Origin of the sequence: Escherichia albertii NBRC 107761 = DSM 17582, from assembly GCF_000759775.1 — a bacterium.
GTDB classification, from domain to species: Bacteria; Pseudomonadota; Gammaproteobacteria; order Enterobacterales; family Enterobacteriaceae; genus Escherichia; species Escherichia albertii.
Map to the genome: position 1 here is coordinate 1 of NZ_BBMY01000132.1, position 13,851 is coordinate 13,851.

Consider the following 13,851-nt stretch of genomic DNA (forward strand, 5'->3'; position numbering starts at 1 on the left):
GGGCATTATCTGAACATAAAACACTATCAATAAGTTGGAGTCATTACCGCCAACGAGACGAAGGGTTTTGACAAGTTAACCATGTCGCTCTACCCCGATAGCGCCAAAGACGGTAATAATGTACTGATGCTGTGCATGAAATTTTATGAATCGGAGAAGCTGGATAAATTTTCGTATAATTTATTTAAATAACAGGCAGACCTAATGAAAAACTCACTTCCCAATATTATTCCTGGTATATACATGCCGTTGGACAAAAAATGAAAATATTCTGCAAATTACGAGAAATAAACGATATTCATTTTAATACGACACCACAATGGTATTGGTTAACTGATGGTTATTACTGGATCGACTTACCTGATGGTAAAAGATTATTCGAATATTCTTATGAAGGAAGTAGATTTAAAATAGATTATCCTATAATTCAATTGTTAAATGATCTTTTTGATGCACTACCGGATATACTCACGATTATCCCCGATGATATTCTTAATCATATCAACAACGAAGAAAATAGAGAAAAAATAGCATATTTCATCCATCACTTGTTAGATGGTCTATCAGAAAAAAATCTATCTACAGATGAAAATAAACTGGAAACAATTCTTTATGATATTGACTATCACTTATTATCGCAAGGCGCTGTCTCTACTGCACATCTGAACGATATATTTAACTGGGCCTTTCGTCGCAATAGAAATATAATCATTATGGATTATGATTTCAGAGATACATGGACTGCGGGTAAAGGCAGCATTTCATTAACCATTGATTATTTCCTACATGAATTAAAAAGATTCCTTAATGAGTTTTTCATGCTAATGGAAAATAGAATCATGCTTATTGATTCCATGATAAAATCTGAGCACTACTCAACATGGTTATCAAATATAAACATGAATGATTTATGGAAAGATCACTATGAATCATATAAATATTTCTCAAGCAAATTGAATCGCCTCCCTACCAATGAAGTAGATTGGAATAACATCCGGACAACGTTAAAAAAATATAACCTATGGGAAGCGTAAAAGTGCAGTCATAAGATGGCGAGTATAAATTATTTTCTCCGTCTGGAGACATTTGCCCGACTAATCGGTTTATCCCGGTCTCTCCAGAGAGGATCATAAGGTTGTTTATCACGTTTACATGCCTCTCGCCAGTAAATAGAAAATAATGCGATCAATGCCAGAAACAGACAAAGCCTTGCCCACAAAGCAAATTCTGATCCCGTTTGTGTATAAATGTATTGAGGTTTACCATTCAGACTAATAAGCATCGCTTTTTCTGGATATTCAACATTATAAACAACAATAGCATCTGAAGCATAGCGGTAACGACTACCGCTGGCAGGCAATTCGATGGAATATTTATTGCCTTTTTTATCATGATAATAAATGGCTCCTTCACAATATGGCTCGCTCGTGTAATTACGATGAAAATAACGATGACATCCATAATCAGCAATAGTACCTCGAACGGTCACACTGTGTTCTTCAGTGAAATTTCTACCGGCATAATACTGATAATCAGCAATAATAAATAAACTTGTCGATATTAATAACCAGAAAAAACAAACGCAGATGGGGAAATACCGCTTTAATAAACACGTAACTAAAAAAAGCAGTATCGCAGTTACCCAAAAGAATACCGTCCACAGAAATTCCAGCATTAGATACTCCCTGTTAAAATTTGCGTCATTTCCATCTTATCCTCCCTGATTTTCAATACGCACCTGCTGAAGAAAATTAAGGCCTTCCTGCGCAAATCCGTTGAAGCGACTCATCATATTCATTCCCTGCAAAGTGGCGCTGCCGCACAGTATTACTTTCACTACTGCGCACATACTGACGCCATCATGAGCCAGACAGGGAAAAAAGCAATGGATACGCTCTTACTCTATGACACCGCCTGCCCCGAATCCCTTCACAAAAAAATAGCGCATCTCATTGGAGGTGAAGGCATTACATTCAGTAGCGACGTCTTAGACGCCCGCCATATTCGTCCTTGCGCGGGGTGCTTTAAATGCTGGATCAAAACGCCTGGAGAGTGTCACCTCACCCGCGATGGCACCAATGCATTAAGCGCCAATTTTGTCCGCTCCCGTACTGCCATATTGCTAACGCGCGTCACCTGGGGAGGCTACAGCGTCGATACGAAAGCGTTTATCGATCGCTGCATTCCACACCTTTCGCCGTTTTTCGCCACTCTCCACGGCGAAATGCATCACGCGTCTCGCTATCGCCGCTACCCGAACTGGATAGTGATTGGCTATCAGGCGGTTAACGTGAGTGAACAGGAGACGTTTCTTCAGCTTATACAACGTAATGCCATCAATTTTTTTGCGCCGAAGGCCGCCGGATTATGCCTTACCGGCGATATCCTGGACGCTGAAAACGCCGCCCGATTTAGCCGACTTTTACGGGGTGAAAACGTATGAAACGTATCGTTATCATCAACGGTAGCCCGAAAAAAACAGCGAGCGCGACAGACAAGCTCGCCAGTGAAATGCAGGTATTATTACCGACGGAATATGTCTGTCACACGGTGAATGCGCTTCAGCTCAGCGTTTCTCGCGGGGCGGCGCACACGGAAGGAGGATATCAACAAATTTGCCGTGCTGATGTGTTGCTATTTATTTTTCCGGTCTATGCCGATGCGCTTCCCGCCAGTCTGTTACAGATGATGCACCAGATAACGCCCCCTGCCAGCCCGACTCCGCCGCAGGTTTATGCGATTACGCAGTGCGGCTTTTATGAATCCGAACATACACGCACCGCATTACGCATCATGGCGCATTTTTGCGCGCAGTACGGTTTTTGTTGGCAGGGGGGCGTGGGTATCGGCGGTGGTGCGATGATCAAGAGCGATAAATCGCTGGCGAAGCCCCCAACACAAAATATTCATCATGCACTGTGCGCGCTGGCCCGGCGGATCGTAGCCGGGGAAAATGAAGTACATATTGATTTCATCACCCCCAGCGTACCGCGCTGGCTGTACCGGATGATGGGAAGCCTGGCCTGGCTACCCGCAGCGCGCCGTCATGGCGTGCTGCGGCAACTTATTTTATCGTACTGGCGAAAACCTGAACATCATTGACGCGCCTTAAACTTCCGCGCCGCGCAAATCGGAGAGAAGAATCGTCGACAGCGGATCGTGATAAATATCGGTGGTAAAACGACGGGAAACTGTGGCAATAACTCTCCAGTGCTCTGGTGAATATCGACCTTTGCAAAAATAGACACGCCGGCACGTAGCAGATAACTCGAAATATCATTTAGCCCATACGCTATCGAAACGCTATAAGGTGCAGAAATTTTTCTGTTATGTTCGATGAGAATATGAAATTTATGCGAGTTCAATGGCATAGAGATTAAAAAAATCAAAAAGAAACACGGTTTGGAAACATAACAACCTCCACGTCAATTTCTGTTAAATTATTTAAATTGATTATCAGCTTTAATTCTGAATGTTCGTTAATTGCCATCAAAATATCATTGCTAACAGAAATAAAGCTTATTGGGTTAGTCTGGGTAAAAAAGAATCCCCAGACAAAATTATTATCAGCGTCTATATATACCAACGATCCCTCGTTTCCCATCGCTCCATCGCCGCCGTAGATTTTCCCGCCTTTATGCTCAACAAAGCTCCAGGAATCGACGGAAACCCAGCAATCAGAATCGTATTTTTCAATACTGGAGAAGGATGTATCACACAAAGGAGTACACCAGGTTTTCTTCTCTTTCGTGTGATTATCGAAAGACTCCCGCCAGTCTAAAAGGATGACAGCCCCATTAGCAAAAGTCAGGCTATCGATTCCCGGTAACTCTTTTTTCTCTTCCCAGCGTTTAAACATGATAATAAATCCTTTTATTTCATCACATAGTATAACTCCCTAATGAAGACGTTCATTAGGGAGCCATGTGCTTAACCCGCCAAAAAGAACCTGAACGCCGGGTTATTGGTTTCGTCGTGGCAATCGTAACCCAGCTCATTCAACCGGGTTTCAAAATCCGGCTCATGATCGCCAAGCTCAAACGCCGCCAGTACGCGCCCGTAATCGGTGCCATGACTGCGATAATGGAACAAAGAGATATTCCAGTGCGTACCCAGCGTGTTGAGGAAGCGCAGCAACGCGCCCGGTGATTCCGGGAATTCGAAGCTGTAGAGGCGTTCCTGCAACGGATGCGATGGACGCCCGCCGACCATATAGCGCACATGTAGTTTCGCCATTTCATCGTCGGAGAGATCAACCACGCTGTAGCCGCCATCGCTGAGCATCTGCAAAATTTCTTTGCGCTCTTCGAGGCCGCGGCTCAGGCGCACGCCGACAAAAATGCAGGCATCTTTGGCGTCAGCAAAGCGATAGTTGAACTCGGTGACCGAGCGCCCACCAAGCAACTGACAGAACTTCAGGAAGCTGCCTTTTTCTTCCGGGATGGTCACCGCCAGTAGCGCTTCACGCTGTTCGCCCAGTTCGCAGCGTTCCGAGACGTAGCGCAGGCCGTGGAAATTGACGTTCGCCCCCGAAAGCACATGCGCCAGCCGCTCACCGCGAATGTTGTGCTGGGCGATATATTTTTTCATTCCCGCCAGCGCCAGCGCGCCAGAGGGTTCCGCCACCGCGCGCACATCTTCGAACAGGTCTTTCATCGCCGCGCAGATGGCATCGCTATCGACGGTGATGATGTCGTCGAGATACTCCTGGCACAAACGGAAGGTTTCATCGCCGATGCGTTTTACCGCAACACCTTCGGCAAACAGCCCTACGCGCGGCAAATCAACCGGATGACCCGCATCCAGCGCCGCTTTCAGGCAGGCGGAGTCTTCCGCTTCCACAGCGATCACTTTGATTTGCGGCATCAGTTGTTTGAGAAGTACCGCTACGCCCGCCGCCAGACCGCCGCCGCCAACCGGCACAAATACGCGGTCGAGATGGGCGTCCTGCTGGAGCAGTTCCAGCGCCAGCGTGCCTTGCCCGGCGATCACCATCGGATGATCGAACGGCGGCACCCAGGTGAAGCCCTGCTGCTGCGACAGTTCGATCGCTTTCGCTTTCGCTTCGTCAAAGTTCGCGCCATGAAGCAGCACTTCGCCGCCGAATCCACGTACCGCATCAACTTTGATATCGGCGGTAGCGGTTGGCATGACGATCAACGCCTTCACGCCTAACCGCGCAGAAGAAAACGCCACACCCTGCGCGTGGTTGCCCGCAGAAGCGGTGATCACGCCGTGCGCTTTTTGTTCTTCCGTCAGGCCCGCCATCATGGCGTATGCGCCGCGCAGCTTGAAGCTGTGCACTGGCTGGCGATCTTCGCGCTTCACCAGAATCACGTTATCGAGACGCAAAGAGAGTTTTTCCATTTTCTGTAGTGGCGTAACCTGCGCCGCTTCGTAGACCGGCGCGCGCAGCACCGCTCTTAAATATTCGGCGCCTTCCGGGGCGCCGGAGAGAGGTTGTGAGTCAGCCATCATTAACCCCCCAGTTTCGATTTATCGCGCACCGCACCTTTGTCGGCGCTGGTCGCCAGGCTGGCGTAGGCACGCAGCGCAAAGGAAACCTGACGTTCACGGTTTTTCGGCGTCCAGGCTTTGTCGCCACGGGCTTCCTGCGCTTCACGACGCGCCGCCAGTTCGGCATCGCTTACCTGTAACTGAATGCTACGGTTCGGAATGTCGATGGCGATCAGATCGCCGTCTTCAATCAGTCCAATGCTGCCGCCGCTTGCCGCTTCCGGCGAGACGTGGCCGATGGAAAGACCAGAGGTGCCGCCGGAGAAGCGTCCATCGGTGATCAGCGCACAGACTTTGCCGAGGCCCATCGATTTCAGGAAGCTGGTTGGGTAAAGCATTTCCTGCATCCCCGGACCGCCTTTCGGGCCTTCGTAACGGATAACGACGACATCGCCCGCCACGACTTTGCCACCGAGAATCGCTTCTACCGCATCGTCCTGGCTTTCGTACACTTTCGCCGGGCCGGTGAATTTGAGGATGCTGTCATCGACACCCGCGGTTTTCACGATGCAGCCGTTTTCTGCGAAATTACCGTAGAGGACCGCCAGGCCGCCGTCTTTGCTGTAGGCGTGTTCCAGCGAGCGGATACAGCCGTTCGCGCGATCGTCATCGAGAGAATCCCAACGGCAATCCTGCGAGAATGCCTGGGTAGTACGAATGCCCGCCGGGCCAGCGCGGAATATATTTTTTACCGCGTCATCCTGGGTCAGCATAACGTCGTATTGTTCCAGCGTTTGCGGCAACGTCAGGCCAAGTACGTTTTTCACATCACGGTTCAGTAACCCCGCACGATCCAGCTCGCCGAGAATACCGATAACACCACCAGCACGGTGAACATCTTCCATATGGTATTTCTGGGTGCTCGGCGCAACTTTGCACAACTGCGGAACCTTGCGGGAAAGCTTATCGATATCACTCATGGTGAAGTCGATTTCCGCTTCTTGTGCCGCAGCCAGCAGATGAAGAACCGTATTGGTAGAACCGCCCATCGCGATATCCAGCGTCATGGCGTTTTCAAATGCCGCCTTACTGGCGATGTTACGCGGCAGTGCACTTTCGTCGTTTTGCTCGTAGTAACGTTTGGTTAGTTCAACAATGCGTTTACCGGCATTGAGGAACAGTTGTTTACGATCGGCATGGGTCGCCAGCAATGAACCATTGCCCGGCTGCGACAAACCCAGCGCTTCGGTCAGGCAGTTCATCGAGTTAGCGGTGAACATCCCGGAGCACGATCCACAGGTCGGACAGGCGGAACGTTCAACTTGATCGCTCTGGGAGTCAGAAACTTTCGGGTCTGCCCCCTGGATCATCGCATCTACCAGATCGAGCTTAATGATCTGATCGGACAGTTTGGTTTTCCCGGCTTCCATCGGGCCGCCGGAAACAAAGATCACTGGAATATTCAGGCGCAGAGAGGCCATCAGCATCCCCGGGGTAATTTTGTCGCAGTTAGAGATGCAGACCATGGCGTCGGCGCAGTGGGCGTTGACCATGTACTCAACGGAATCAGCGATCAGTTCACGAGATGGCAGTGAATAAAGCATGCCCCCGTGGCCCATGGCGATCCCATCATCTACCGCAATGGTGTTGAACTCTTTGGCAACACCGCCAGCCGCTTCAATTTGTTCGGCGACCAGTTTACCGAGATCGCGCAGATGAACGTGCCCCGGTACAAATTGGGTGAACGAGTTGACAACCGCAATAATCGGCTTACCAAAATCGGCGTCGGTCATTCCGGTGGCGCGCCACAGCGCACGAGCACCCGCCATATTACGGCCATGAGTGGTGGTGGCGGAACGGTACTTAGGCATACGTGATTTACTCCCCGTGTCTGTCTCGTAAATGGGACGGTGCGTGCCGTCCCATTTTTTGTATTTATTGATTAACTTGATCTAACCAGCCCCATTTATCTTCGGTTTCGCCGGTGAAGAGGCCGAAGAAGGCTTGCTGGATGCGTTTGGTAACCGGGCCGCAACGGCCTTCACCAACCTGAATACCGTCTACACTGCGCACTGGCGTGATTTCTGCCGCCGTACCGGACATAAACACTTCATCCGCCAGGTACAGGGATTCGCGCGACAGCACCTGCTCACGCACTTCAATTCCCAGCTCTTTCGCCAGTTTGATGATGGCATCACGGGTAATACCCGGCAGCGCGGATGAGGTGAACGGTGGAGTGAACAGCACGCCGTCTTTCACTTCAAACAGGTTTTCACCTGCGCCTTCAGAGATGTAACCATTCACATCCAGCGCGATACCTTCCTGATAACCGTGGCGACGCGCTTCGCTACCCACCAGCAGGGAAGAGAGGTAATTACCACCGGCTTTCGCCGCGGTTGGGATAGTGTTCGGTGCTGCGCGATTCCAGGAAGAAACCATCGCATCGATCCCCTGCTCCAGCGCCTCTGCGCCCAGATACGCCCCCCACGGGAAAGCGGCGATAATCACATCGGTGGTGTATCCCGCTGGCGGGTTTACGCCCATGCCAACATCACCGACGAAGATCAGCGGACGGATATAGGCGCTGGTGAGATTGTTTTTGCGGATCACGTCACGACAAGCTTCCATCAGCTCATCAATGCTCTGTGAAACCGGAAAGCGATAGATTTTGGCGGAGTCATGCAGACGTTGCATATGCTCACGATGGCGGAATACAACCGGTCCTTTGTGCGAGTCGTAGCAACGGATGCCTTCAAAAACCGAGGTGCCATAGTGCAGCGCGTGCGACATCACATGCACCTTCGCGTCTTCCCAGCGAACCATCTCTCCATTGAACCAAATGTAATCAGCTTTCTTCGTGGTCATTTTTATATTCCTTTTGCGCTCAGGCGCGGATTTGTTGTGATGTGGTTGTGCTCTGGCAGATGGCAACGTGTGCGACGTCCACCAGTTTATTTAACTGACTAAACAGTAAGTCGACCGACCGCGGGCTGGCAACGGTCAATTCGATATTTATATTTTGTGCATCGCTGGCAGCAGCCATATTCATTGAGCAGACGTGGAAACCACGATGACGCACCACGCGTAAAACACGTTCTAAGGTTTCCGGGTTGAAGCGAGCCGATACATTGACCTGATGTTGCATCATGATAATTTCTCCAACATTTCTGAATTACTGGCGCCAGGCGGCACCAGCGGCCAGACGTTCTCAAATTCGTCGATTGAGACATGAAGCAGGTATGGCCCATCACTGTTCAGCATGGTGTCGAGTGCCGCTTCAACCTGGTCTTTACGGGTGATATGTTGGCCAGGAATGCCGAAGGCGCTGGCTAACATGAGGAAATCGGGGTTATCGGTAAGGGTGGTTTCGCTATATCGTTCCTGGAAAAACAGTTGCTGCCATTGTCGAACCATCCCTAACCGTTGGTTATCGAGTAAGACGATTTTCAACGGTAACTGCTTGCGTTTTACGGTGCCCAGCTCTTGCACATTCATCATGAAAGAGCCGTCACCAGAGATACAGACGACGGTATCGTTCGGTCGTGCGACTTGTGCGCCAACCGCCGCCGGTAAACCAAAACCCATAGTGCCTAAGCCGCTTGAAGTGATGAAATTTTCCGGGCGAGTGTGGGCGATGTGCTGCGCGGCCCACATCTGGTGCTGCCCCACATCTGTGGTCACAACGCAATCCGCAGGTTTACGATCCGACAGTTGTTTTAACAACAACGGCGCGTAGATAGCGTCTCCGGGATGGTCGTAACGCCAGGCATGTTCACTACACAGCTGCGCGCATTGCTGCTGCCAGTCATTGATATTTAACGGCTGTTGTAATGCCGGTAACAGAGCATTTAAATCACCCAGTAATTCCACATGCGCCTGACGCAGCTTGTTCATTTCTGCCGGGTCGATATCCATATGGATAACGCTGGCGTGCGGTGCGAAGGTGTTTAGTTTGCCTGTCACCCGATCATCAAAACGTGCACCCACAGCGATCAGCAGGTCACATTCCTGCACCGCAAAGTTCGCAGCTTTGGTGCCGTGCATCCCAAGCATCCCCAGATAGTACGGATAATCCGCTTCAACTGCGCCCAGCCCTTTCAGCGTGCAGGTAGCAGGCATTTTTGTGGCAGTGAGAAATTCACGCAAAGCCGGAACTGCCTGCGCCATACCTACGCCGCCGCCAACATACAGCATCGGTTTTTGCGCTTTTGCCAGCATCTGGCGCGCTTGCTCGACTTCGGCATGTGGAAAAGTCACTTCGTTTTCAACGGTGGTGAACCACGGTTCCAGATCGCCGCTGGCTAACTGGATATCTTTTGGGATATCGACCAGAACCGGACCAGGACGGCCTGAGCTGGCAACGTCGAATGCTTCAGCCATGATGCGCGGCAACTCTTCCAGTGACTGTACCAGGAAGCTGTGTTTGGTACAGGCTAACGACAATCCCAGGACATCAACCTCCTGAAATGCGTCGGTGCCGATGAACGGTGCGGACACCTGACCGGTGATGGCAACGACAGGGATGGAATCTAACAGCGCGTCCGCAAGCCCGGTTATCAGGTTGGTTGCACCCGGACCAGACGTGGCGATACATACGCCGGTTTTGCCGGTAGCACGAGCATAGCCAATTGCCGCCATTGCCGCGCCCTGCTCATGTCGGCACAGCAAGTGTTCCACGCCGCCGTCATACAATGCATCGTAAACCGGCATAACTGCGCCTCCCGGATAACCGAAAACGGTGTTCACATCCTGTGCCCGCAACGCATGTACCACCCACTGTGCGCCATTCATAGTTAGTTCCCCGTCCTGAATATTGAGAAACAGAATTTTGTGCTGTTATTCATTGCCTGCTCCTCGGTTATGTTTTTAAAGTCAAAAAAAACCCCCGGACCTTTCGGTGCGGGGGTCTTAGTTCGTTAAGGCTTGATCTCTAAGCCTTTCCTCGTCCAAGTGCAGCCCCGCACGGTGGGATAATAATCACCACCACGCTAATCACGACCAGGCTAATCACTCGTAGAAGGGCTGTCATTTTGTCTTTTCTTGCATCTTGTTCGAAGGAATGTCTAAAGAGGTACCATAGATTTTGCGAATAACACAAGATATTTTTTGGCCGATTTTTATGATGCACATAATAATTTCGATAGAGATCATTGTTTTTTATATAAAAAAAGAAGAGTGAAAAAAATTCAATTTCCGTATGTTTCTTGTTCTCCACAAAACAGCTCAATATTTGTCCGCAACATTTTTGCGAGCATCATTCCATCACCAATACAACTCAATATCGATTGCAAAAATAAACAGGAATCAGCCGCTAAAAGTCGTAATTTTGCTGGCTACAGCAGCGAATGATTGTGTTCATAATGGTGACTCAAGGAGGACTTATGTCACTATCAATTGTTCATACTCGCGCAGCTCTGGGAGTAAATGCTCCGCCGATCACTGTTGAGGTACATATCAGCAAAGGTCTACCCGGATTAACAATGGTGGGCTTACCAGAAACGACGGTAAAGGAAGCGCGTGATCGCGTACGCAGCGCCATTATCAATAGCGGATATGAATATCCGGCGAAAAAAATCACTATTAACCTTGCACCTGCCGATCTGCCGAAAGAAGGAGGGCGATATGATTTACCTATCGCTATTGCTTTGCTGGCGGCCTCTGAACAGCTTACAGCCAATAAGTTACATGAATATGAATTAGTCGGTGAACTGGCACTTACAGGAGCTTTGCGTGGCGTTCCCGGCGCAATTTCCAGTGCAACTGAAGCCATTAAGTCGGGCAGAAAGATTATCGTCGCGAAAGATAACGAAGCTGAAGTAGGGTTAATTAGTGGCGAAGGGTGCCTGATAGCCGATCATCTACAAACTGTCTGTGCATTTCTGGAAGGTAAACATGCTCTCGAACGTCCTAAACCAACTGATGCAGTATCCCGGGCACTACAACATGATTTCAGTGATGTTGTCGGCCAGGAACAAGGAAAACGAGGACTGGAAATTACCGCCGCTGGCGGGCACAACCTTTTACTGATTGGGCCGCCGGGAACAGGTAAAACAATGCTCGCCAGCCGTATTAATGGCCTGTTGCCAGATTTAAGCAACGAAGAGGCGCTGGAGAGTGCCGCAATATTAAGCCTGGTAAATGCTGAATCAGTACAAAAACAATGGCGGCAGCGTCCGTTCCGCTCACCGCATCACAGTGCGTCGTTAACTGCGATGGTGGGTGGTGGCGCAATTCCTGGGCCTGGTGAAATTTCGCTGGCGCATAACGGCGTGCTTTTTCTTGATGAACTCCCTGAATTTGAACGACGTACATTGGATGCCTTGCGGGAACCCATAGAGTCAGGACAGATCCATCTTTCACGCACACGAGCAAAAATAACTTATCCAGCCCGTTTCCAGCTTGTCGCGGCGATGAATCCCAGCCCAACCGGACATTATCAGGGGAACCATAACCGCTGCACGCCAGAACAAACATTACGTTATCTCAACCGACTTTCTGGTCCCTTTCTCGACCGCTTCGATCTCTCACTGGAGATCCCACTACCACCACCCGGTATTTTAAGTAAAGCGGTAGTTCAGGGGGAAAATAGCGCCACCGTTAAACAACGCGTCATAGCCGCCAGAGAGCGCCAATTTAAGCGGCAGAATAAGCTGAACGCCAGGCTGGATAGCCCGGAGATACGCCAATACTGCAAACTTAAAAGCAACGATGCACAGTGGCTGGAGGAAACGTTGATACACCTGGGATTATCGATTCGTGCCTGGCAACGACTACTGAAGGTATCAAGAACTATTGCTGATATTGAGCAATCTGACGTCATTACTCGCCAGCATTTACAGGAAGCGGTGAGCTATCGGGCTATCGACCGCCTGCTCATCCATTTGCAAAAACTGCTGACGTAAAAAAAGGGCATTCAGCCCTTTTTTATTAATCGTCGGAATCCGTATAGTCTTCAGCACCTTCAACCTGCGGTTTACCGCCGGAAAGAGTGTGAAAACGTTTTGGACGCTTGATACGCGCCATATACTTAGACCACACGCGTTCTGCTTCTGTCACTGGTTCACGTTCACCACGACATACTGCGACGAAGAGTTTCTCTTCTTCGGTAACCGGCTCGCGTTTGCCGAGATCCAGCTCATTGAAGGCATAACCATGACGTTCAAGCAGTTGTGCCTCTTTGATGGTGAAATCACCATGACGAGAGAATCCACGTGGATAATGTTTATTGTCGAAATATCGATTAGTCGTCGTAAAGCTTTCCGCCATCCTGCACGCTCCTAATTCTTTGACCGAGCTAGTTATGGCGCGGAGTATTAGTTACGCTTGACAGAGTGTAAAACAAAACATTTAAATCATAACGACAAATAATTTTGCGGAGAGCAATGTGGATACGGAATTGTTAAAAACTTTCCTGGAAGTTAGCCGAACGCGTCACTTTGGTCGTGCGGCTGAATCGCTCTATCTGACCCAATCAGCCGTAAGTTTTCGGATCAGACAACTGGAAAATCAACTGGGTGTGAATCTTTTCACCCGCCACAGAAACAATATCCGTTTAACTGCTGCCGGAGAGAAGCTTCTGCCTTACGCAGAAACTCTCATGAATACCTGGCAGGCCGCCCGTAAGGAGGTGGCGCATACATCACGGCATAATGAGTTTTCTATCGGTGCCAGCGCCTCTCTGTGGGAGTGTATGCTTAATCAATGGCTGGGACGGCTGTACCAAAATCAGGATACTCATACAGGTTTGCAGTTTGAAGCGCGAATCGCCCAACGTCAGTCACTGGTAAAACAGCTGCACGAACGCCAGCTTGATCTTCTTATTACTACTGAAGCGCCAAAAATGGACGAATTTAGTAGCCAGCTGTTGGGGCATTTCACTTTAGCACTCTATACCAACGCGCCTTCTAAGTTAAAAGGCGATCTCAACTATCTGCGTCTGGAATGGGGGCCGGATTTTCAACAACATGAGGCAGGCTTGATCGGTGCGGATGAAGTTCCTGTTCTGACAACCAGCTCGGCAGAACTGGTACTGCAACAGATTACAATGCTTAATGGTTGTACCTGGTTGCCTATGAGTTGGGCGCGTAAAAAAGGCGGCCTGCACACTGTTGTTGATAGTACAACGCTTTCTCGCCCCCTCTATGCTATCTGGCTGCAAAATAGCGATAAACACGCATTGATCCGCGATCTATTGAAAATTAATGTTCTGGATGAAGTGTATTAATCAGAATATCAGGCAAGGATGCCGGGAAGGTATAATTTTAGGGGATATACAAACAAAAAAAATCCTTAGCTTTCGCTAAGGATGATTTCTGGCAGGGGCGGAGAGACTCGAACTCCCAACACCCGGTTTTGGAGACCGGTGCTCTACCAATTGAACTACGCCCCTAATTA

At 49.5% G+C, this 13,851-nt stretch carries 15 protein-coding genes and 1 tRNA gene; 5 read left to right on the plus strand and 11 right to left on the minus strand.

The window, feature by feature from the left end; all coding sequences use genetic code 11:
* Positions 1–260: 260 nt before the first annotated feature.
* Positions 261–1,034 (plus strand): DUF5984 family protein, encoded by a 774-nt coding sequence (locus EA14781_RS18850; protein ID WP_000687990.1) that lies wholly within the window; start codon positions 261–263, stop codon positions 1,032–1,034.
* Positions 1,035–1,063: 29 nt separating this feature from the next.
* On the opposite strand, the gene EA14781_RS25010 is transcribed toward EA14781_RS18850, so the two are convergent.
* Complete coding sequence (locus tag EA14781_RS25010; RefSeq protein ID WP_129560739.1) at positions 1,064–1,675, minus strand: hypothetical protein; 612 nt, start codon at positions 1,673–1,675, stop codon at positions 1,064–1,066.
* A gap of 210 nt (positions 1,676–1,885) precedes the next feature.
* Between EA14781_RS25010 and EA14781_RS18860 the strand changes: the two genes are divergently transcribed.
* Positions 1,886–2,443 carry a flavodoxin family protein gene (locus tag EA14781_RS18860; protein ID WP_000380288.1) on the plus strand — a complete coding sequence of 186 codons (558 nt, stop codon included), beginning with the start codon at positions 1,886–1,888 and terminating at the stop codon, positions 2,441–2,443.
* On the plus strand, positions 2,440–3,102 hold the full coding sequence (locus EA14781_RS18865; RefSeq protein WP_000822902.1) for an NADPH-dependent FMN reductase family protein: 663 nt from the start codon (positions 2,440–2,442) through the stop codon (positions 3,100–3,102). Before EA14781_RS18860 ends, EA14781_RS18865 begins: the two co-directional genes overlap by 4 nt.
* 283 nt (positions 3,103–3,385) lie before the next feature.
* Here the strand turns inward: EA14781_RS18865 and EA14781_RS18870 are convergent, their stop codons facing one another.
* The 8 genes from EA14781_RS18870 to ilvL form a co-directional block, all read right to left on the minus strand.
* Positions 3,386–3,859, minus strand: coding sequence for a hypothetical protein (locus tag EA14781_RS18870; RefSeq protein ID WP_000476903.1), 474 nt, complete (start codon positions 3,857–3,859; stop codon positions 3,386–3,388).
* Between the two features lie 71 nt (positions 3,860–3,930).
* Positions 3,931–5,475 (minus strand): threonine ammonia-lyase, biosynthetic, encoded by a 1,545-nt coding sequence (gene ilvA / locus EA14781_RS18875; RefSeq protein ID WP_024164678.1) that lies wholly within the window; start codon positions 5,473–5,475, stop codon positions 3,931–3,933.
* A 2-nt stretch (positions 5,476–5,477) separates the two neighbouring features.
* On the minus strand, positions 5,478–7,328 hold the full coding sequence (ilvD, locus tag EA14781_RS18880) for a dihydroxy-acid dehydratase (RefSeq protein WP_001127385.1): 1,851 nt from the start codon (positions 7,326–7,328) through the stop codon (positions 5,478–5,480).
* A gap of 64 nt (positions 7,329–7,392) precedes the next feature.
* Entirely contained in the window at positions 7,393–8,322 is a 930-nt protein-coding gene (ilvE, locus tag EA14781_RS18885; protein ID WP_000208522.1) for a branched-chain-amino-acid transaminase, read from the minus strand.
* Positions 8,323–8,341: 19 nt separating this feature from the next.
* A complete protein-coding gene (gene ilvM, locus EA14781_RS18890; RefSeq protein WP_000983255.1) occupies positions 8,342–8,605 on the minus strand; it encodes an acetolactate synthase 2 small subunit in 264 nt (87 codons plus the stop codon).
* Positions 8,602–10,248, minus strand: coding sequence for an acetolactate synthase 2 catalytic subunit (ilvG, locus tag EA14781_RS18895; RefSeq protein WP_001012550.1), 1,647 nt, complete (start codon positions 10,246–10,248; stop codon positions 8,602–8,604). The genes ilvM and ilvG overlap by 4 nt, the downstream gene beginning before the upstream one ends.
* 2 nt (positions 10,249–10,250) lie before the next feature.
* Entirely contained in the window at positions 10,251–10,301 is a 51-nt protein-coding gene (gene ilvX, locus EA14781_RS25020) for a peptide IlvX (RefSeq protein ID WP_105212609.1), read from the minus strand.
* Positions 10,302–10,387: 86 nt separating this feature from the next.
* Positions 10,388–10,486 (minus strand): ilv operon leader peptide, encoded by a 99-nt coding sequence (gene ilvL, locus EA14781_RS18900; RefSeq protein WP_001311244.1) that lies wholly within the window; start codon positions 10,484–10,486, stop codon positions 10,388–10,390.
* Positions 10,487–10,838: 352 nt separating this feature from the next.
* Here ilvL and EA14781_RS18905 point away from each other — a divergent pair, with 352 nt between their 5' ends.
* Positions 10,839–12,359 carry a YifB family Mg chelatase-like AAA ATPase gene (locus EA14781_RS18905; protein WP_000059002.1) on the plus strand — a complete coding sequence of 507 codons (1,521 nt, stop codon included), beginning with the start codon at positions 10,839–10,841 and terminating at the stop codon, positions 12,357–12,359.
* Between the two features lie 25 nt (positions 12,360–12,384).
* Here EA14781_RS18905 and maoP read toward each other — a convergent pair whose 3' ends face one another.
* Positions 12,385–12,723, minus strand: coding sequence for a macrodomain Ori organization protein MaoP (gene maoP, locus EA14781_RS18910; RefSeq protein WP_000840999.1), 339 nt, complete (start codon positions 12,721–12,723; stop codon positions 12,385–12,387).
* Positions 12,724–12,841: 118 nt separating this feature from the next.
* Here maoP and hdfR point away from each other — a divergent pair, with 118 nt between their 5' ends.
* The gene (gene hdfR / locus EA14781_RS18915; RefSeq protein ID WP_000379226.1) at positions 12,842–13,681 is read left to right on the plus strand and encodes an HTH-type transcriptional regulator HdfR; all 840 of its coding nucleotides are present in this window, start codon (positions 12,842–12,844) and stop codon (positions 13,679–13,681) included.
* A gap of 89 nt (positions 13,682–13,770) precedes the next feature.
* On the opposite strand, the gene EA14781_RS18920 is transcribed toward hdfR, so the two are convergent.
* A tRNA-Trp gene (locus EA14781_RS18920) sits at positions 13,771–13,846 on the minus strand.
* Between the last annotated feature and the right edge of the window lie 5 nt (positions 13,847–13,851).